The 20,452-nt window shown below is 71.8% G+C and carries 17 protein-coding genes; 16 read left to right on the top strand and 1 reads right to left on the bottom strand.

What is annotated here, in order from left to right; all coding sequences use genetic code 11:
* The first annotated feature begins 197 nt into the window (after nucleotides 1–197).
* From pyrR to OG906_RS27695, 14 genes are all read left to right on the top strand, one after another.
* Nucleotides 198–794: a bifunctional pyr operon transcriptional regulator/uracil phosphoribosyltransferase PyrR gene (pyrR, locus tag OG906_RS27630; protein ID WP_329446622.1), complete on the top strand. Its 597-nt coding sequence runs from the start codon at nucleotides 198–200 to the stop codon at nucleotides 792–794.
* A 107-nt stretch (nucleotides 795–901) separates the two neighbouring features.
* The gene (locus OG906_RS27635; RefSeq protein WP_267797442.1) at nucleotides 902–1,891 is read left to right on the top strand and encodes an aspartate carbamoyltransferase catalytic subunit; all 990 of its coding nucleotides are present in this window, start codon (nucleotides 902–904) and stop codon (nucleotides 1,889–1,891) included.
* Entirely contained in the window at nucleotides 1,891–3,177 is a 1,287-nt protein-coding gene (locus OG906_RS27640; protein ID WP_329446624.1) for a dihydroorotase, read from the top strand. Before OG906_RS27635 ends, OG906_RS27640 begins: the two co-directional genes overlap by 1 nt.
* A complete protein-coding gene (locus OG906_RS27645; protein ID WP_329446626.1) occupies nucleotides 3,174–3,755 on the top strand; it encodes a PH-like domain-containing protein in 582 nt (193 codons plus the stop codon). Before OG906_RS27640 ends, OG906_RS27645 begins: the two co-directional genes overlap by 4 nt.
* Nucleotides 3,752–4,915, top strand: coding sequence for a glutamine-hydrolyzing carbamoyl-phosphate synthase small subunit (gene carA / locus OG906_RS27650; protein WP_329446628.1), 1,164 nt, complete (start codon nucleotides 3,752–3,754; stop codon nucleotides 4,913–4,915). Before OG906_RS27645 ends, carA begins: the two co-directional genes overlap by 4 nt.
* Entirely contained in the window at nucleotides 4,908–8,216 is a 3,309-nt protein-coding gene (gene carB / locus OG906_RS27655; RefSeq protein WP_329446630.1) for a carbamoyl-phosphate synthase large subunit, read from the top strand. Before carA ends, carB begins: the two co-directional genes overlap by 8 nt.
* A 78-nt stretch (nucleotides 8,217–8,294) precedes the next feature.
* A complete protein-coding gene (locus OG906_RS27660) occupies nucleotides 8,295–9,404 on the top strand; it encodes a quinone-dependent dihydroorotate dehydrogenase (RefSeq protein ID WP_267797437.1) in 1,110 nt (369 codons plus the stop codon).
* Nucleotides 9,401–10,246: an orotidine-5'-phosphate decarboxylase gene (pyrF, locus tag OG906_RS27665; RefSeq protein WP_329446633.1), complete on the top strand. Its 846-nt coding sequence runs from the start codon at nucleotides 9,401–9,403 to the stop codon at nucleotides 10,244–10,246. The genes OG906_RS27660 and pyrF overlap by 4 nt, the downstream gene beginning before the upstream one ends.
* Nucleotides 10,247–10,617: 371 nt before the next feature.
* Nucleotides 10,618–10,941, top strand: coding sequence for an integration host factor (locus OG906_RS27670; RefSeq protein WP_053676615.1), 324 nt, complete (start codon nucleotides 10,618–10,620; stop codon nucleotides 10,939–10,941).
* A 61-nt stretch (nucleotides 10,942–11,002) separates the two neighbouring features.
* Nucleotides 11,003–11,566: a guanylate kinase gene (gmk, locus tag OG906_RS27675; protein WP_053676614.1), complete on the top strand. Its 564-nt coding sequence runs from the start codon at nucleotides 11,003–11,005 to the stop codon at nucleotides 11,564–11,566.
* Between the two features lie 61 nt (nucleotides 11,567–11,627).
* Nucleotides 11,628–11,900 carry a DNA-directed RNA polymerase subunit omega gene (gene rpoZ / locus OG906_RS27680; RefSeq protein WP_030879741.1) on the top strand — a complete coding sequence of 91 codons (273 nt, stop codon included), beginning with the start codon at nucleotides 11,628–11,630 and terminating at the stop codon, nucleotides 11,898–11,900.
* A 97-nt stretch (nucleotides 11,901–11,997) separates the two neighbouring features.
* Nucleotides 11,998–13,227, top strand: a complete 1,230-nt coding sequence (gene coaBC / locus OG906_RS27685; protein WP_329446637.1) for a bifunctional phosphopantothenoylcysteine decarboxylase/phosphopantothenate--cysteine ligase CoaBC — start codon at nucleotides 11,998–12,000, stop codon at nucleotides 13,225–13,227.
* 195 nt (nucleotides 13,228–13,422) lie between these two features.
* Nucleotides 13,423–14,631, top strand: a complete 1,209-nt coding sequence (gene metK, locus OG906_RS27690; protein ID WP_267797434.1) for a methionine adenosyltransferase — start codon at nucleotides 13,423–13,425, stop codon at nucleotides 14,629–14,631.
* 94 nt (nucleotides 14,632–14,725) lie between these two features.
* Nucleotides 14,726–16,861, top strand: a complete 2,136-nt coding sequence (locus OG906_RS27695; RefSeq protein WP_329446640.1) for a primosomal protein N' — start codon at nucleotides 14,726–14,728, stop codon at nucleotides 16,859–16,861.
* Nucleotides 16,862–17,047: 186 nt separating this feature from the next.
* On the opposite strand, the gene OG906_RS27700 is transcribed toward OG906_RS27695, so the two are convergent.
* Nucleotides 17,048–17,590 carry a hypothetical protein gene (locus OG906_RS27700; protein WP_329446642.1) on the bottom strand — a complete coding sequence of 181 codons (543 nt, stop codon included), beginning with the start codon at nucleotides 17,588–17,590 and terminating at the stop codon, nucleotides 17,048–17,050.
* A 285-nt stretch (nucleotides 17,591–17,875) separates the two neighbouring features.
* On the opposite strand from OG906_RS27700, the gene fmt reads away from it, so the two are divergent.
* Together fmt and OG906_RS27710 are read left to right on the top strand one after the other, a co-directional pair.
* Entirely contained in the window at nucleotides 17,876–18,820 is a 945-nt protein-coding gene (gene fmt, locus OG906_RS27705) for a methionyl-tRNA formyltransferase (protein WP_329446644.1), read from the top strand.
* Between the two features lie 61 nt (nucleotides 18,821–18,881).
* Entirely contained in the window at nucleotides 18,882–20,378 is a 1,497-nt protein-coding gene (locus OG906_RS27710) for an RsmB/NOP family class I SAM-dependent RNA methyltransferase (RefSeq protein WP_385638433.1), read from the top strand.
* Nucleotides 20,379–20,452: the final 74 nt, after the last annotated feature.

The raw sequence follows: 20,452 nt of genomic DNA on the forward strand, positions 1-20,452 counted from the left end.
CCGCGCGGCTGGTAACTCACTGTGAGGTTACGCAGCGTTACTTGGATGCGTCAAGCCGAATGGTCTTCGTCGCCCCCTCGGGAGGGCCCCCGGACGGGCCCGGTGCGAGGCCCGCGGAATCCCCCTGGTACCGTGGAACACGTAGATCAGACGTCCTTTAAGGTCCGTCCCGTGAGGCGGAGAAGGAGGTCCTTTTCATGGACACCCAGCACAGCCCGGACACCCGGCACGGCCCCGATGACATGCGCCCCGTACTGGACGCGCAGGACATCGCTCGGGTCCTGACCCGTATCGCCCACGAGATCGTCGAACGCGCCAAGGGCGCCGACGACGTGGTGCTCCTCGGCATCCCCACCCGCGGTGTGTACCTCGCCCGCCGGTTGGCCGCCAAGCTCGAAGAGATCACCGGCACCAAGATTCCGGTCGGCTCCCTCGACATCACCATGTACCGCGACGACCTGCGCCTGAAGCCCGCCCGGGCCATCGGCCGCACCGAGATCCCCGGCGACGACATCGACGGCCGCCTCGTGGTCCTCGTCGACGACGTGCTCTTCTCCGGCCGCACCATCCGCGCCGCCCTCGACGCGCTCGGCGCCATCGGCCGTCCGCGCGCCGTGCAGCTCGCCGTCCTCGTCGACCGGGGCCACCGCGAACTGCCGATCCGCGCCGACTACGTCGGCAAGAACCTCCCCACGTCGCTGCGGGAGACCGTCAAGGTCCAGCTCCAGGAGGAGGACGGCCGTGACGCCGTGCTGCTCGGCCAGCGGACCGCCCCGGCAGCCGGGCAGCAGTAGCCCCCACCGGCGCGGGACCCTCCACGGGGTCCGTGCCGCGGTGTGCCCTGCCCGCACGCCAGTCAGCCAGTCCACCTGTCTGCCCTCCTGACCTACGGAGCACCCGGATGAAGCGCCACCTCATCTCGGCCGCCGATCTCACGCGCGACGACGCCGTCCTGATCCTCGACACCGCCGAGGAGATGGCCCGTGTCGCGGACCGGCCGATCAAGAAGCTGCCCACCCTGCGCGGCCTGACCGTCGTCAACCTCTTCTTCGAGGACTCGACGCGCACCCGGATCTCGTTCGAGGCGGCCGCCAAGCGACTGTCCGCCGACGTCATCAACTTCTCCGCCAAGGGGTCCTCGGTTTCCAAGGGCGAATCGCTGAAGGACACCGCCCTGACCCTGGAGGCCATGGGCGCGGACGCGGTCGTCATCCGCCACCACGCCTCCGGCGCCCCCTACCGGCTCGCGACCTCCGGCTGGATCGACTCCGCCGTGGTCAACGCCGGCGACGGCACCCATGAGCACCCCACCCAGGCCCTGCTGGACGCCTTCACCATGCGCCGCCGACTGGTCGGCCGCGACGCCGGGCTCGGCAAGGACCTGAACGGCCGCCGGATCACCATCGTCGGCGACGTGCTGCACAGCCGCGTGGCCCGCTCCAACGTCCAGCTGCTCCACACGCTGGGCGCCGAGGTCACCGTGGTGGCCCCGCCCACCCTCGTCCCGATCGGCGTCGAGAGCTGGCCCTGCGAGGTCTCGTACAGCCTCGACGAGGTGCTGCCGAAGTCCGACGCGGTCATGATGCTGCGTGTGCAGCGCGAACGCATGAACGCCGCCTTCTTCCCGACCGAGCGCGAGTACTCCCGCCGGTACGGGCTCAACGGCGACCGCATGGCGAAGATGCCCGAGCACGCCATCGTGATGCACCCCGGCCCGATGAACCGCGGCATGGAGATCACCGCCGAGGTCGCCGACTCCGACCGCTGCACGGCCGTCGAGCAGGTCGCCAACGGCGTGTCCACCCGGATGGCCGTCCTGTACCTGCTGCTCGGTGGTTCCGAGCCCGCCGTCACCACCCCCGCCGCCGCCCGTACCGAGGAGAGTAAGTAATGAGCAAGATCCTGATCCGTGGCGCGAAGGTACTCGGTGGCGAGGCGCAGGACGTCCTGATCGACGGCGAGACCATCGCCGAGGTCGGCACCGGTCTGTCCGCCGAGGGCGCGACCGTCATCGAGGCGGAGGGCCAGGTCCTCCTCCCCGGCCTCGTCGACCTGCACACCCACCTGCGCGAGCCCGGCCGCGAGGACTCCGAGACGGTCCTGACCGGCACCCGCGCCGCCGCGAGCGGCGGCTACACCGCCGTCTTCGCCATGGCGAACACCTTCCCGGTCGCCGACACCGCCGGCGTCGTCGAGCAGGTCTGGCGGCTCGGCAAGGAGTCCGGCTACTGCGACGTGCAGCCCATCGGCGCCGTCACGGTCGGTCTGGAGGGCAAGCAGCTCGCCGAGCTCGGCGCGATGCACGACTCCGCCGCCCGCGTCACCGTCTTCTCCGACGACGGCAAGTGCGTGGACGACGCCGTGATCATGCGCCGCGCCCTGGAGTACGTGAAGGCCTTCGGCGGCGTCGTCGCCCAGCACGCCCAAGAGCCCCGCCTGACCGAGGGCGCCCAGATGAACGAGGGCGTCGTCTCCGCCGAGCTGGGTCTCGGCGGCTGGCCCGCGGTCGCCGAGGAGTCGATCATCGCCCGCGACGTCCTCCTCGCCGAGCACGTCGGCTCCCGCGTGCACATCTGCCACCTCTCCACCGCCGGCTCCGTCGAGATCGTCCGCTGGGCCAAGTCCCGCGGCATCGACGTCACCGCCGAGGTCACCCCGCACCACCTGCTCCTCACCGACGAGCTCGTCCGCTCGTACAACGCGGTCTACAAGGTCAACCCGCCGCTGCGCACCGAGCGCGACGTGCTGGCCCTGCGCGAGGCGCTCGCCGACGGCACGATCGACATCGTCGCCACCGACCACGCCCCGCACCCGCACGAGGACAAGGACTGCGAGTGGGCCGCCGCCGCCATGGGCATGGTGGGCCTGGAGACCGCGCTCTCCGTCGTCCAGCAGACGATGGTGGAGACCGGACTCCTCGACTGGGCGGGCGTCGCCCAGAGGATGTCCTTCGCCCCGGCGCGCATCGGAGGCCTGGAAAACCACGGCCGGCCCGTCTCGGCAGGTGAACCCGCGAACCTGACCTTGGTCGATACCTCGTACCGTGGTGTCGTGGACCCCGCTCACTTCGCCTCCCGCAGCCGCAACACGCCCTACGAGGGCCGCGAGCTGCCGGGGCGCGTCACTCACACCTTCCTGCGGGGCCGGGCAACGGTCGTGGACGGGACGCTGGCGTGACACCTGCAGTAATCCAACTGGCCGCCGAGGCCGCCGAACGACAGTCGGCGGAGGTGACGGACTGGGGCGCGCGCATCGCGTGGGTCGTCGGTCTGCTCGTCTTCATCGCGTTCGTGTACTGGCTGATGCGGCAGGGCTGGAAATGGCGCGGCGCCCTGCAGAGCGATCTGCCGGAACTCCCCGCCGCCCCGAGCGGTCTCCCCGAGCACCGGCTGGCACTGACCGGCCGGTACCACGGGTCGACCACGGCCGGGCAGTGGCTCGACCGGATCGTCGCCCACGGTCTGGGGGTGCGCAGCCGGGTGGAGCTCACGCTCACCGACGCGGGCCTCGACGTGGTCCGACCGGGTGCCACCGACTTCTTCGTACCGGCCGCGCAGCTGCGCGGCGCCCGCCTCGACAAGGGAATCGCGGGCAAGGTACTCACCGAGGGCGGTCTGCTCGTCGTCACATGGGCGCATGGCGACAAGCTGATCGACTCCGGATTCCGCTCCGACCGCGCGGCCGAACACGCCGCCTGGGTCGAAGCGATCAACCACATGAACTCATCCATCACGACGGAAGGCGCCGAACGATGACGACCTCCACCAGGGGAGCAGCCAAAGCTCCCGCCGTACTCGTCCTGGAGGACGGTCGGATCTTCCGCGGCCGCGCCTACGGCGCTGTGGGGGAGACCTTCGGCGAGGCCGTGTTCTCCACCGGCATGACCGGCTACCAGGAGACCCTCACCGACCCGTCGTACCACCGACAGGTCGTCGTGATGACCGCCCCGCACGTGGGCAACACCGGCGTGAACGACGAGGACCCCGAGTCCTCCCGCATCTGGGTCGCCGGCTACGTCGTGCGCGACCCCGCCCGCGTCCCCTCCAACTGGCGCTCGCGGCGCTCGCTGGACGAGGAGCTGGTCAAGCAGGGCGTCGTCGGGATCTCCGGCATCGACACCCGCGCCCTGACCCGCCACCTGCGCGAGCGCGGCGCCATGCGCGTCGGCATCTTCTCCGGCGAGGCCTGGGAGGGCGTTCGCGACGAGGCGCTGCTGGCCAAGGTGCAGGCCGCCCCGCAGATGAAGGGCGCGAACCTCTCCGCCGAGGTCGCCACCAAGGAGGCGTACGTCGTCCCCGCGATCGGCGAGAAGAAGTTCACCGTCGCCGCCGTGGACCTCGGCATCAAGGGCATGACCCCGCACCGGATGGCCGAGCGCGGCATCGAGGTCCACGTGCTGCCCGCCACCGCCACCGTCGAGGACGTCTACGCGGTCTCCCCGGACGGCGTGTTCTTCTCCAACGGCCCGGGCGACCCGGCCACCGCCGACGGCCCCGTCGCCGTCATGCAGGCCGTGCTGGAGCGCAAGACCCCGCTCTTCGGCATCTGCTTCGGCAACCAGATCCTGGGCCGCGCGCTCGGCTTCGGCACCTACAAGCTGAAGTACGGCCACCGCGGCATCAACCAGCCGGTCCAGGACCGCACCACGGGCAAGGTCGAGGTCACCGCGCACAACCACGGCTTCGCCGTGGACGCGCCCCTCGACAAGGTCTCCGAGACCCCCTACGGCCGCGCCGAGGTCTCCCACGTCTGCCTGAACGACCAGGTCGTCGAGGGCCTGCGGCTGCTCGATCAGCCCGCCTTCTCCGTCCAGTACCACCCCGAGGCGGCCGCCGGCCCGCACGACGCCGCGTACCTCTTCGACCGCTTCACGTCTTTGATGGAAACCGCCCTGATGGAGGCCGAGCGTGCCTAAGCGCACCGATATCCAGTCCGTCCTGGTCATCGGCTCCGGCCCGATCGTCATCGGACAGGCCGCCGAGTTCGACTACTCCGGGACCCAGGCCTGCCGCATCCTCAAGGCCGAGGGCCTGCGGGTCATCCTGGTCAACTCCAACCCCGCGACGATCATGACCGACCCGGAGATCGCCGACGCCACCTACGTCGAGCCGATCACCCCCGAGTTCGTCGAGAAGATCATCGCGAAGGAGCGCCCCGACGCGCTGCTGCCGACCCTCGGCGGCCAGACCGCGCTCAACACCGCGATCTCCATGCACGAGCAGGGTGTGCTGGACAAGTACGGCGTCGAGCTGATCGGCGCCAACGTCGAGGCCATCAACAAGGGCGAGGACCGCGACCTCTTCAAGGGCGTCGTCGAGGCCGTCAAGGCCAAGATCGGTTACGGCGAGTCCGCCCGCTCGGTCATCTGCCACACGATGGACGACGTCATCGCCGGCGTCGAGACCCTCGGCGGCTACCCCGTCGTCGTGCGCCCCTCCTTCACCATGGGCGGCGCCGGCTCCGGCTTCGCCCACGACGAGGACGAACTGCGCCGCATCGCCGGCCAGGGCCTCACGCTCTCCCCGACCACCGAGGTGCTCCTGGAGGAGTCCATCCTCGGCTGGAAGGAGTACGAGCTGGAGCTGATGCGCGACACCAAGGACAACGTGGTCGTCGTCTGCTCCATCGAGAACTTCGACCCGATGGGCGTCCACACCGGCGACTCGATCACCGTCGCGCCGTCGATGACGCTGACCGACCGCGAGTACCAGCGGCTGCGCGACATCGGCATCGCGATCATCCGCGAGGTCGGCGTCGACACCGGCGGCTGCAACATCCAGTTCGCGATCGACCCGGTCGACGGCCGCGTCATCGTCATCGAGATGAACCCGCGCGTCTCGCGCTCCTCGGCGCTCGCGTCGAAGGCCACCGGCTTCCCGATCGCCAAGATCGCCGCCAAGCTGGCCATCGGCTACACCCTCGACGAGGTCCCCAACGACATCACCGAGAAGACGCCGGCCTCCTTCGAGCCGTCCCTCGACTACGTCGTCGTCAAGGCCCCGCGCTTCGCCTTCGAGAAGTTCCCGCTCGCCGACGCCACCCTCACCACCACCATGAAGTCGGTGGGCGAGGCCATGGCCATCGGCCGCAACTTCACCGAGGCCCTCCAGAAGGCCCTGCGCTCCCTGGAGAAGAAGGGCTCGCAGTTCACCTTCGTCGGCCCGGTCGGCGACAAGGAAGAACTGCTGGCCACCGCGGTCCGCCCGACCGACGGCCGCATCAACACCGTCATGCAGGCGATCCGCGCCGGCGCCACCCAGGAGGAGGTCTTCGAGTCCACGAAGATCGACCCCTGGTTCGTCGACCAGCTGTTCCTGATCAAGGAGATCGCCGACGATCTGGCGGCCGCCGACAAGCTCCGGCCCGAGCTGCTCGCCGAAGCCAAGCGGCACGGCTTCTCCGACCACCAGATCGCCGAGATCCGCGGCCTGCGCGAGGACGTCGTCCGCGAGGTCCGGCACGCCCTCGGTGTCCGCCCGGTCTACAAGACGGTCGACACCTGCGCCGCCGAGTTCGCGGCCAAGACCCCGTACTTCTACTCCTCGTACGACGAGGAGTCCGAGGTCGCGACCCGCACCAAGCCCGCGGTGATCATCCTGGGCTCCGGCCCGAACCGCATCGGCCAGGGCATCGAGTTCGACTACTCCTGCGTCCACGCCTCCTTCGCGCTCAGCGACGCCGGCTACGAGACCGTGATGGTCAACTGCAACCCCGAGACCGTCTCGACGGACTACGACACCTCCGACCGCCTGTACTTCGAGCCGCTGACGCTGGAAGACGTGCTGGAGATCGTCCACGCCGAGTCCCTCGCCGGCCCCATCGCCGGCGTCGTCGTCCAGCTCGGCGGGCAGACCCCCCTCGGTCTCGCCCAGGCACTCAAGGACAACGGCGTCCCGGTCGTCGGCACCCCGCCGGAGGCCATCCACGCCGCCGAGGACCGCGGCGCCTTCGGCCAGGTCCTCGCGGAGGCCGGGCTGCCCGCCCCCAAGCACGGCACCGCCACCACCTTCGCGGGTGCCAAGGCGATCGCCGACGAGATCGGCTACCCGGTCCTGGTCCGCCCGTCCTACGTGCTCGGCGGCCGCGGCATGGAGATCGTCTACGACGAGACCCGCCTGGAGTCGTACATCGCGGAGTCCACCGAGATCTCCCCGACCCGCCCCGTGCTGGTCGACCGCTTCCTCGACGACGCGATCGAGATCGACGTCGACGCGCTCTACGACGGCCACGAGCTCTACCTCGGCGGCGTCATGGAGCACATCGAGGAAGCCGGCATCCACTCCGGCGACTCGGCCTGCGCCCTGCCCCCGATCACCCTCGGCGGGCACGACATCAAGCGCCTGCGCACCTCCACGGAGGCCATCGCCAAGGGCGTCGGCGTCCGCGGCCTGATCAACATCCAGTTCGCGATGGCGGGTGACATCCTCTACGTCCTGGAGGCCAACCCGCGCGCGTCCCGGACCGTGCCCTTCACCTCGAAGGCGACCGCGGTCCCGCTGGCCAAGGCCGCCGCCCGCATCTCGCTCGGCACCACCATCGCCGAGCTGCGCGAAGAGGGCATGCTGCCCAAGACCGGGGACGGGGGCACCCTGCCGCTCGACGCGCCGATCTCCGTCAAGGAGGCCGTGATGCCCTGGTCGCGCTTCCGCGACATCCAGGGCCGCGGCGTCGACACGGTCCTCGGCCCGGAGATGCGCTCCACCGGCGAGGTCATGGGCATCGACTCCGTCTTCGGCACGGCCTACGCCAAGTCGCAGGCCGGCGCCTACGGCCCGCTGCCCACCAAGGGCCGCGCCTTCATCTCCGTCGCCAACCGCGACAAGCGCTCGATGATCTTCCCGGCGCGCGAGCTCGTCGCCCACGGCTTCGAGCTGATGGCGACCTCGGGCACGGCGGAGGTGCTGCGCCGCAACGGCATCAACGCCACCATCGTGCGCAAGCTCAGCGAGGGCGAGGGCCCCGACGGGGAGAAGACCGTCGTCCAGCTCATCCACGACGGCCAGGTCGACCTGATCGTCAACACCCCGTACGGCACGGGTGGCCGCCTCGACGGCTACGAGATCCGTACGGCGGCCGTGGCGCGCGGCGTCCCGTGCCTGACCACGGTCCAGGCGCTCGCCGCCGCCGTCCAGGGCATCGACGCGCTCAACCGCGGCGACGTCGGCGTGCGCTCGCTCCAGGAGCACGCGGAACACCTGATCGCGGCCCGCGACTAGCAGCCCGTACGAAAGGGGGGCACCGGCACAGCGACCGGTGTCCCCCCTTTCATGAGCGCACAAGGGATATTTCGGACGATGTACAAACTGTTCTTCAACCTCGTCTTCAAGCGCATGGACCCGGAGCAGGCGCACTACCTGGCCTTCCGCTGGATCCGCCTCGCGGCCCGCACCCCGGTGCTGCGGACCTTCGTCGCCGGCTGGCTGGCACCCCGCCACAAGGAGCTGCGCACCGAGGCCCTGGGCCTGCGCATGCACGGCCCCTTCGGTCTCGCGGCGGGCTTCGACAAGAACGCGGTCGCCATCGACGGCATGGCGATGCTCGGCTTCGACCACGTCGAGATCGGCACGGTCACCGCGCAGGCCCAGCCCGGCAACCCCAGGAAGAGGCTCTTCCGGCTCGTCCCGGACCGCGCGCTGATCAACCGCATGGGCTTCAACAACGAGGGCTCGGAGGCCGTCGCCGCCCGACTGGCCGCCCGCAACCCCGTCTTCAAGACCGTGGTCGGCGTGAACATCGGCAAGACGAAGGTCGTCCCGGAGGCGGAGGCCGCGGCGGACTACGTCGCCTCCACCGAGCGGCTCGCCCGCCACGCCGACTACCTCGTCGTCAACGTGTCCTCCCCGAACACCCCGGGCCTGCGCAACCTCCAGGCCACCGAGTCCCTGCGCCCGCTGCTGACGGCCGTGCGCGAGGCCGCGGACCGGGTGGTCACCGACCGCCGGGTCCCGCTGCTGGTCAAGATCGCCCCCGACCTCGCGGACGAGGACGTGGACGCGGTCGCCGACCTGGCCCTGGAACTCGGCCTCGACGGCATCATCGCCACCAACACGACCATCGCGCGCGAGGGCCTGGGACTGAAGTCCGCCCCCGCCCTGGTGAAGGAGACCGGCGGCCTGTCCGGCGCGCCCGTCAAGGAACGCTCCCTGGAGGTCCTCAGGCGGCTGTACGCCCGCGTGGGCGACCGTCTGGTGCTCGTGGGCGTCGGCGGCATCGAGAACGCCGAGGACGCCTGGCAGCGGATCCTGGCCGGCGCGACGCTGATCCAGGGCTACAGCGCCTTCGTCTACGAGGGTCCGCTCTACGCCCGCGCCATTCACCGCGGCCTGGCCGCCCGCCTCGCGGACAGCCCGTACGACTCGCTCGCCGACGCGGTGGGCGCCGAGACCCGGAAGGCCTCGCTGTGACCTCTGTGACCCCCTTCGGCGCCCGCCTGCGCGCGGCGATGGACTCCCGGGGCCCGCTGTGCGTCGGCATCGACCCGCACGCCGCCCTGCTGGCCTCCTGGGGCCTGGACGACGACATCGCGGGACTGGAGAAGTTCTCCCGCACGGTCGTCGAGGCGCTGGCGCAGGAGGTCGCGGTCTTCAAGCCGCAGGCCGCCTTCTTCGAGCGGTTCGGGTCGCGCGGCATCGCCGTGCTGGAGCGGACCGTCGCGGACGCCCGGGCGGCGGGCACGCTGGTCGTCATGGACGCCAAGCGCGGGGACATCGGCTCGACGATGGCCGCGTACGCGGAGACCTTCCTGTCGCCGTCCTCGCCGCTGTTCTCCGACGCGCTGACGGTCTCCCCGTACCTGGGCTACGGCTCGCTGGCCCCGGCGGTGGAACTGGCGCGCGCGTCGGGCTCCGGCCTGTTCGTGCTGGCCCTGACCTCGAACCCGGAGGGCGCGGAGGTCCAGCGCGCCGTGCGCGAGGACGGTCGCACGATCGGCGCGACCATGCTGGGACACCTGGCGGCCGAGAACGCGGGCGCCACCCCCATGGGCTCCTTCGGCGCGGTGGTGGGCGCCACCCTGGGGGACCTGTCCTCCTTCGACCTGGACATCAACGGGCCGCTGCTGGCCCCGGGCATCGGCGCGCAGGGCGCGACCGCGGCCGACCTCCCGGGCGTGTTCGGGGCGGCCGTGCGCAACGTCGTGCCGAACGTGTCCCGCGGCGTGCTGAAGCACGGTCCCGACGCCGCCGCGCTGCGCGCGTCGGCGGCCCGGTTCGCGGACGAGGTCCGCACCGCGGTGGCCTCGGCCTGAGCCCCGGCGGGGCGCCGGACGGGGTCGACGTGACGCGGATCACGTCGACCCCGCCCGCGGGGCGGCCTCGGGGTGCGGAACGGGGCCGTTCGGGGAGTCCGAGGCCGGACACGTCGCACTGCTTGACGAAATTCGAACGTCCTTCACCGGACAAAACCGAGGTAGTTTGTCCGTGATGTACGGTTCAGCAAAGGCTGACCAGGACTTTTCGTCCGTTCTCGCTGACGGGAGCGGCCTTGGCCGCTAGTCTCCGACCAGAGTGAACGAGCAGCGATCGAGCACCACCGCTGTTCGGGGGCTCGCCTGGTGTGATGCCTTCCGGCATCCCGCCGGTCCGTATCCGACAGTTCGACATCCGAGGTGACGTAGGCGTGGCTCTTCCGCCCCTTACCCCTGAACAGCGCGCAGCAGCGCTCGAAAAGGCCGCCGCGGCTCGCCGGGAGCGGGCCGAGGTGAAGAATCGACTCAAGCATTCCGGCGCCTCCCTCCATGACGTCATCAAGCTGGGCCAGGAGAACGACGTCATCGGCAAGATGAAGGTCTCCGCTCTTCTGGAGTCCCTCCCCGGCGTGGGCAAGGTCCGCGCCAAGCAGATCATGGAGCGCCTCGGCATCTCCGAGTCTCGACGTGTTCGAGGTCTCGGCTCCAACCAGATCGCCTCTCTGGAGCGTGAGTTCGGCGGCAAGCCCGCCTGAGGCTTCGCACGAAGTTCTCCCGGCGTTCTCAGGCAGTCCCGAGAACCTGGATAATCGCTCTATGGCAGCAGAGGTTCGTCCGCGGCTGACCGTGCTCTCCGGCCCCTCGGGGGTCGGCAAGAGCACGGTCGTCGCGCATATGCGCAAGGTTCACCCCGAGGTATGGCTCTCGGTGTCGGCCACCACCCGCAAGCCGCGGCCCGGTGAGCGACACGGAGTCCACTACTTCTTCGTCAACGACGACGAGTTCGACAAGCTGATCGCCAACGGCGAGCTGCTGGAGTGGGCCGAGTTCGCGGGCAACCGCTACGGCACACCGCGCGGCGCGGTACTGGAACGCCTGGAGAACGGCGAGCCGGTCCTGCTGGAGATCGATCTCCAGGGCGCCCGACTCGTCCGCGAGTCCATGCCCGAGGCCCAGCTGGTCTTCCTCGCCCCGCCGAGCTGGGAGGAGCTGGTCCGCCGGCTCACCGGTCGCGGGACCGAGTCGGCCGAGGTCATCGAGCGTCGGCTCGGCGCGGCGCGGGTCGAACTCGCTGCCGAATCAGAGTTCGACACCACCCTTGTCAACACCTCCGTCGAGGACGTGGCGCGCGAGCTGCTAGCCTTGATGGAAGTTGTCTGATCGTTGATCGATGTTCTTTCGATCGATGTTTGATTCTTCACCCATCTTCGGAAGGTAGAGCGTGTCCTCTTCCATGACTGCGCCCGAGGGCATCATCAACCCGCCGATCGACGAGCTGCTCGAGGCCACCGACTCGAAGTACAGCCTCGTGATCTACGCGGCCAAGCGTGCCCGTCAGATCAACGCGTACTACTCGCAGCTCGGCGAGGGCCTGCTTGAGTACGTCGGCCCGCTGGTGGACACCCACGTCCACGAGAAGCCGCTTTCGATCGCGCTGCGCGAGATCAACGCGGGTCTGCTGACGTCCGAGGCCATCGAGGCCCCGGCTCAGTAAGCACCGAGAATTCCTTTCACCACAGGCCCGGCAGAACATCTGTCGGGCCTGTGGTGTGTCATAGGTGTCAGTGACGTTCCGCGAAGGGGAGTGTGTGGTGGGCAAGCCGAAGGTCGTGCTGGGGGTCAGTGGCGGAATCGCCGCCTACAAGGCCTGTGAGCTGCTGCGTCGGCTGACCGAGTCCGGGCACGACGTACGGGTGGTGCCCACCGCGGCCTCTCTCAACTTCGTCGGCGAGGCCACCTGGGCCGCGCTCTCCGGAAACCCGGCCACCCAGCAGGTCTGGGAGTCCGTGCACGAGGTGCCGCACGTCCGCATCGGCCAGACGGCCGACCTGGTGGTCGTCGCCCCCGCCACCGCCGACATGCTCGCCAAGGCCGCCCACGGGCTCGCGGACGACCTCCTGACGAACACCCTGCTCACCGCGCGCTGTCCGGTCGTCTTCGCACCCGCGATGCACACCGAGATGTGGGAGCACCCCGCCACCCAGGAGAACGTGGCCACGCTGCGCCGGCGGGGCGCCGTCGTCATCGAGCCCGCCGTCGGCCGGCTCACCGGCAAGGACACCGGCAAGGGGCGACTGCCCGACCCCGAGGAGATCTACGAGGTCTGCCGGCACGTCCTGCGGGGCGCCGGCCGCGCGGACGGCGCCGCCGGGCCCGATCTGGCCGGCCGGCACGTGGTGGTCAGCGCCGGCGGCACCCGGGAGCCGCTCGACCCGGTCCGGTTCCTGGGCAACCGTTCCTCCGGCAAGCAGGGCTACGCCCTCGCCCGCACCGCCGTCGCCCGTGGCGCCCGCGTCACGCTGGTCGCGGCCAACACCGCGCTGCCCGACCCGGCCGGGGTGGACGTCGTACGGGTGGGCACGGCCCTCCAGCTCCGCGAGGCGGTCCTCAAGGCCGCCGCCGACGCCGACGCGGTGGTGATGGCCGCCGCCGTCGCCGACTTCCGGCCGGCCCACTACGCGGACGGCAAGATCAAGAAGAAGGACGGCCAGGAGCCCGAGCCGGTGGCGCTGGTGCGCAACCCCGACGTCCTCGCGGAGGTCTCCGCCGACCGGGCCCGGGAGGGGCAGGTCGTGGTGGGGTTCGCCGCCGAGACGGACGACGTCCTCGCGAACGGTCGTGCGAAACTCCGCCGCAAGGGATGTGACCTTCTGGTCGTCAACGAAGTGGGCGAGAGCAAGACCTTCGGTTCGGAGGAGAACGAAGCGGTCGTCCTCGCTTCCGATGGGGCGGAGACGGCGGTGCCGTATGGTCCGAAGGACGTACTGGCCGAGGTGATTTGGGATCACGTCGCGGTCCGATTCGCGCCACGACGCGCCTGAACGGGACGCTTCCGGGAGGCAGACTCCTGGGTCAGAATGGAGTGCCGCAGGTCACACGGCTCCCACAAGGCGAGACGGGTGGTCCGACAGACGGCGGCGACCGATAAACTGCAACTCGGAACGTGATCGGGCGCAGCCCCCGGTGTGGTTCCGCCAAATGATCAGCCAGCAGCCGCTGCAACCCCAGGGAGCGTTGTGTCCCGTCGCCTGTTCACCTCGGAGTCCGTGACCGAGGGCCACCCCGACAAGATCGCTGACCAGATCAGCGACACGATCCTCGACGCGCTTCTCGCCGAGGACCCGACTTCGCGCGTGGCCGTGGAAACCCTCATCACCACCGGTCTCGTGCACATCGCGGGAGAGGTGACGACGAAGGCCTACGCCCCGATCGCGCAGCTCGTCCGCGACAAGATCCTCGAAATCGGCTACGACTCCTCGAAGAAGGGCTTCGACGGCGCCTCCTGCGGCGTGTCGGTGTCCATCGGCGCGCAGTCCCCCGACATCGCGCAGGGCGTCGACACCGCGTACGAGAAGCGGGTCGAGGGCGACGAGGACGAGCTGGACAAGCAGGGCGCCGGCGACCAGGGCCTGATGTTCGGGTACGCCTGCGACGAGACGCCCGAGCTGATGCCGCTCCCGATCCACATCGCGCACAAGCTCTCGCGCCGACTGTCCGAGGTCCGCAAGAACGGCACCATCCCGTACCTGCGCCCCGACGGCAAGACCCAGGTCACCATCGAGTACGACGGCGACAAGGCCGTGCGCCTGGACACGGTCGTCGTGTCCTCGCAGCACGCCGCCGACATCGACCTGGACTCGCTGCTCGCCCCGGACATCCGCGAGTTCGTCGTCGAGCACGTGCTGGCCCAGCTCATCGAGGACGGCATCAAGCTCGACACCGAGGGCTACCGCCTCCTGGTGAACCCGACCGGTCGCTTCGAGATCGGCGGCCCCATGGGCGACGCCGGCCTCACCGGCCGCAAGATCATCATCGACACCTACGGCGGCATGGCCCGTCACGGTGGTGGCGCGTTCTCCGGCAAGGACCCGTCCAAGGTCGACCGCTCGGCCGCCTACGCCATGCGCTGGGTCGCCAAGAACGTCGTCGCCGCCGGGCTGGCCTCGCGCTGCGAGGTGCAGGTCGCGTACGCCATCGGCAAGGCCGAGCCGGTCGGTCTCTTCGTGGAGACCTTCGGCACCGCCAAGGTCGACGTCCAGAAGATCGAGGAGGCGATCGGCCAGGTCTTCGACCTCCGCCCGGCCGCCATCATCCGCGACCTGGACCTGCTGCGCCCGATCTACGCGCAGACCGCCGCCTACGGCCACTTCGGCCGCGAGCTGCCGGACTTCACCTGGGAGCGCACCGACCGCGTCGACGCCCTGCGCGCCGCCGCCGGTCTGTAGGACCCCCGGCGCGGACGCGCCCGTACGTACGGCCCCGGACCCCACGGTCCGGGGCCGTACGTCGTTGTCACCGGCATTTGGTAAGAATTCGGGTGTGAGCAGCGAGAGCGATTCCGAAGAGCGGCCCGAGGACGGGAGTCCCGGTGGTCCGCCGGAGCAGCTCGCGCTGATCCGGGGGATGGTGGCCGAGGCCAAGGCGACGGCCGAGGAGAAGGCCAAGCCCCGCACCTGGCGGGGAGCGCCGCTGGCCAAGGACCTGCCGATCGCCAGGATCCTCGTCAACAAGGGTGTCCTGCACCTCGACCAGACCTGGGACTACGCCGTCCCCGAGCACCTGGCCGAGGACGCCCAGCCGGGCGTCCGGGTCCGGGTCCGCTTCGGCGCGGGAGAAGGCCGCGTCCGCGACGGACGCCGCGAGGGCGGCGGCCTGATCGACGGTTTCGTGATCGAGCGGATCGCGGAGACGGACTACGACGGGCCGCTCGCCGCCCTGGCGCAGGTGGTGTCGCCCGAGCGGGTGCTGAGCCCGCGGATGGAGAAGCTCGCCCGGGCCGTGGCCCAGCGCTACGCGGGCAGCCTCGCCGACGTCCTCCAACTGGCGATCCCGCCGCGCCACGGACAGGCCGAGAGCCGGCCGTCCCCGGAGCCGAGGCCCGCCCCCGGGGTGCCCGAACCGGGCGGCTGGGAGCGGTACCCGGCCGGACCGGGCCTCCTGCGCGAGCTGGCGTCCGGCGCGAGCCCCCGCACCGTGTGGACGGCGTTGCCCGGTCCGCACTGGCCGGACGAGCTGGCGCGCGCGATGGCGACCACCCTGGCCTCCGGCCGCGGCGCGCTGGCCGTCCTCCCCGACGGCCGCGCCGCCGCCCGCGTGGACGAGGCGCTGACCGCACTGGTGGGCAAGGGGCTGCACACCCTGCTGACCGCCGAATCGGGCCCCCAGAAGCGCTACACGCAGTGGCTCTCGGTGCACCGGGGCTCGGTGCGGGCCGTGATCGGGACCCGCGCGGCCATGTTCGCGCCCGTCCGGGACCTGGGGCTGGTCGCCGTCTGGGACGACGGGGACTCCAGCCACAGCGACGACAACGCCCCCTTCCCGCACGTGCGGGAGGTGCTGCAACTGCGCTCGATGACGGAGGGCTGCGCCTTCCTCCTGGGCAGTACGAGCTGCACGGTCGAGGCCGCCCAACTCGTCGAGTCCGGCTGGGCCCGGCCGCTGGTGGCCGACCGGACGACGGTACGCGCGCACGCGCCCCGCATCCGCACCGTCGGGGACGAACTCCTCGCGCGGGACGAGGCGGCCCGCGCGGCCCGCCTGCCCAGCCTGGCCTGGGAGACCGTACGGGAGGGACTGAAGACCGGGCCCGTGCTCGTCCAGGTGCCCCGGCGCGGTTACGTGCCCCGGCTGGCCTGCGAGCGGTGCCGGACCCCCGCGCGGTGCGGCGCCTGTGCGGGCCCGTTGGAGGCGCCCGACGCGCGGGAACTGCACTGCGGATGGTGCGGCCGACAGGAGAGCGCCTGGCACTGCGAGGAGTGCGGATCCTTCCGCCTGCGGGCCCAGGTGGTCGGGGCGCGCCGCACCGCCGAGGAACTGGGGCGGGCCTTCCCCGCCGTGTCCGTGCGCACCTCCGGACGCGACCACGTGCTGGACCGGGTCCCCGACGCCCCGGCCCTGGTGGTCTCCACACCGGGCGCGGAGCCCGTGGCGGAGGGCGACGGCTACGCGGCCGCGCTGCTCCTGGACGGCTGGGCGATGCTCGGCTTCCCCGACCTGCGCGCGAGTGAGGAGGCGCTCCGACGCTGGATCGCCGCGTCGTCCCTGGTGCGCGGCAGCGGCCAGGTCGTCATCGTGGCCGAGCCCACGCTGCGCCCGGTACAGGCGCTGGTCAGGTGGGACCCCGTGGGACACGCGCTGCGCGAGCTGGCGGAGCGCGCCGAGCTGCGCTTCCCGCCGGTGTCGCGCATGGCGTCCGTCATCGGCCGCAAGGAGGCCGTGGAGGGCTTCCTGGCCGCCGCGGACCTGCCGTCGGACGCGGAGATCCTGGGCCCGGTACCGCTGCCGGGGCGCCGCCGGGAGGCCTCCCCGGGCGAGCGGGCGCTGGTTCGGGTCCGGCCCGGCAACGGCGCGGCCCTGGCGGCGGCGCTCAAGTCGGCGCAGGCCGCTCGGCTGGCGCGGGGCGTGTCGGCGGCGGAGTCGGTGCGGGTCAGGATCGACCCGCCGGACATCGGCTGAGGCCCGCGCGGGGGCGGCGGGGCCGTTCTCGCCGGAGAGCCGGAGAGCCGGGGGCGCCGGCCGGCCGGGACGTGGAACGCCCCCGGCGGGGCGACCGTTCGGATCGCTCCGCCGGGGGCGGGAACCGCTGTACTGCGGCCGGATCGGCCCGGCCGTCGGGTGTCGGCGTCCCGGCGGCGGGGGCGATCAGCCGTTCCGCGGTCCCGGGAAGGCCGGTGAGCGGGGGACCGACCCCGCCGCGGCTGCGGCCTGGGCCCCCGCCTGCGACTCCTCGCGCACGGGCTGCGGCGGTACCGAGCGGGCTGCGGGGATCGTGGGGAGCGGCCCCAGGGTGCGGGTGGTGGTCGCCTCGGGCTGCGGCTCGGTCGCCTCGACGGGCTGCGCGCGCCGGGCCCCGTAACGCCGGTGCACGGCCTGCTTGGTGACGCCGAGAGCCGAGCCGACCGCGTCCCACGAGAAGCCGAGCGAGCGGTCGAAGTCCACCGCGGCGGTGACCAGCGTCTCGACGCTGTCCCGCAGTTCCTGCGCGAGGCGGACGGTGGGCGCGGGCGCCCTTCCGTAGACGACGAAGCCCGTGGAGGGACCTGAGCGGCGCGGACGGTACACGTTGCCGAGCTGGGCGGTGAGCGTACGCAGAGCATCCACCTGCCGGCGAACCCGCTCGATGTCCCGCACCAGGAGGTGCAGGCTGGCCCGTGCTTGGGCGTCGTGGGTGGCGTGGTCGGCCATGAAGAAGCCTCTCGAACCGGTGCTGAAGAGCGGAGGAGCCGCAGACACCGGTAGTGATGCGCGGCCCGTTTCGGTCAATCTCTCTTGACCAACGCTCCACCCGGTGCCCAGGTCACGCTGTGGGGGCGTGTCGGCATATGCGAGGGGCGCGCGCGTGTGCGTACGCCCCCTGGGCCCGACCGGCGCCACTTCGCCGACAGGACCCGGGGCCGCAGGTGAGCCGCCTCGCGCGCACCCCCATAGACTGGTGTGCTGCTGACAGCCGAGATAGCGAGGTAGTAACCGGTGAAGCTCGTCTTCGCAGGCACCCCCGAGGTCGCCGTGCCCGCCCTGGACGCCCTGATCGCCTCCGGGCGCCACGAGGTCGCCGCCGTCGTCACCCGGCCCGACGCACCGGCGGGCCGTGGCCGACGCCTCGTCGCGAGTCCCGTCGCCGAGCGCGCCGAGGAGGCCGGGATCGAGGTCCTCAAGCCCACCCGGCCCCGCGACCCCGAGTTCCAGGCCCGGCTGCGCGAGATCGACCCCGACTGCTGCCCGGTCGTCGCCTACGGGGCGCTGCTGCCCAAGAGCGCCCTGGAGATCCCCCGGCGGGGCTGGGTCAACCTGCACTTCTCGCTGCTTCCGGCCTGGCGCGGCGCGGCCCCCGTACAGCAGTCGATCATGGCCGGGGACCAGGTCACCGGCGCGTCCACCTTCCAGATCGAGGAGGGCCTCGACTCCGGCCCGGTCTACGGGATCCTCACCGAGGAGGTCCGGCCGACCGACACCAGCGGCGACCTGCTGACCCGACTCGCCTTCGCCGGGGCCGGTCTGCTGGCGGCCACCATGGACGGGATCGAGGACGGGACGCTGCGCGCCGTCGAGCAGCCGGCCGACGGGATCTCGCTCGCGCCGAAGATCACGGTGGAGGACGCCCGGATCGACTGGAAGGCCCCCGCGCTGCGCGCCGACCGGGTGGTGCGCGGCTGCACGCCCGCCCCCGGGGCGTGGACCGTCTTCCGCGGCGAGCGGCTCAAGCTGATCTCGGTCGGCCTGGTGCCCGACCGCACGGACCTGGAGCCCGGGGTACTCGCCCCGGCCAAGAACAACGTGTACGTCGGCACCGGTTCGCACGCCGTGGAGCTGCTCTGGGTGCAGCCGCAGGGCAAGAAGCCGATGAAGGGCGCCGACTGGGCGCGCGGGGTGCGGATCGCGCCCGGCGAGCGCCTCGGAGGAGTCGACGTAGGCTGACCTCCGTCGTTCCCCACCTCTGCAGACCCGTAGCACCTCGTACATCCGGAGCACCTTTCACGTGAGCGAACAGCCTCGCCAGCCTCGTCGTCGACCCGCCGCCGCCGGGGGAGGCAAGCCGTCCGGCGGCCAGGGCGGCAAGCCGGGCAAGCCGTACCGCCGGCCGCAGAAGGACCCCGTGCGGATGCTGGCCTTCGAGGCGCTGCGGGCGGTGGGGGAGCGGGACGCGTACGCCAACCTCGTGCTGCCGCCGCTGCTGCGCAAGGCCCGCCAGGACGAGAACTTCCAGGCCCGCGACGCGGCGCTGGCCACCGAGCTGGTGTACGGGACGCTGCGCCGCCAGGGCACGTACGACGCGGTCATCAAGGCCTGCATCGACCGGCCGCTGCGGGAGGTGGACCCGCCGGTGCTGGACGTGCTCTCGCTCGGTGCCCACCAACTGCTGGGGACCCGCATCCCGACGCACGCGGCGGTGTCCGCGAGCGTGGAACTGGCGCGGGTGGTGCTCGGCGACGGGCGCGCCAAGTTCGTGAACGCCGTCCTGCGCAAGATCGCCGCGCACGACCTGGACGGCTGGCTGGAGAAGGTCGCCCCGCCCTACGAGGACGACGCGGAACAGCACCTGGCGGTGTACCACTCGCACCCGCGCTGGGTCGTCAGCGCGCTGTGGGACGCCCTCGGCGGGGGCCGCGCGGGCATCGAGGACCTCCTGGAGGCCGACAACGAGCGGCCCGAGGTCACCCTGGTGGCGCGGCCCGGACGGTCCACCACCGAAGAACTGTTGGAGGCGGTCGGCGAGGACTCGGCCCTGCCCGGCCGCTGGTCCCCGTACGCCGTGCGGATGGCCGAGGGCGGCGAGCCGGGCGCGCTGGAGGCGGTGCGCGACGGGCGCGCCGGCGTGCAGGACGAAGGCAGCCAGCTGGTGGCGATGGCCCTGGCGGCGGCCCCGATCGAGGGCCGTGACGCCCGGTGGCTGGACGGCTGCGCAGGACCCGGCGGCAAGGCGGCCCTGCTGGCGGCGCTCGCCGCACGCCGGGGCGCCTTCCTGCTGGCCTCCGAGAAGCAGCCGCACCGGGCGCGCCTGGTGGAGAACGCGCTGGCCGGCAACCCCGGCCCGTACCAGGTCATCGCCGCCGACGGCACCCGCCCGCCGTGGCTGCCGGGTTCCTTCGACCGGGTCCTGATGGACGTCCCGTGCTCCGGCCTGGGCGCCCTGCGGCGACGCCCCGAGGCCCGCTGGCGGCGGCGCCCCGAGGACCTGGACGGCTTCGCGCCGCTCCAGCGCGGCCTGCTCCGGGAGGCGCTCTCGGCCGTCCGCGTCGGCGGCATCGTCGGCTACGCGACCTGCTCCCCGCACCTGGCGGAGACCCGGGTGGTGGTCGACGACGTCCTGAAGGGGCGCGGCGCCGGCGCGTCGCCCGTCTCGGCCGAACTGATCGACGCCAGGCCCTACATGGCCGGCGTACCGGCCCTGGGAGACGGCCCGGACGTCCAGCTGTGGCCGCACCTGCACGGTACGGACGCCATGTACCTGGCACTGCTGCGCCGCACGGCCTGATGCCGGCCCGCCGCCCCCGATCGAGGGGGCGGCGGGCGGTGGGGCGGTGGCGGGATCCCTCGGCGGCCGCGGGG

The organism is Streptomyces sp. NBC_01426 (assembly GCF_036231985.1).
Taxonomy (GTDB): domain Bacteria; phylum Actinomycetota; class Actinomycetes; order Streptomycetales; family Streptomycetaceae; genus Streptomyces.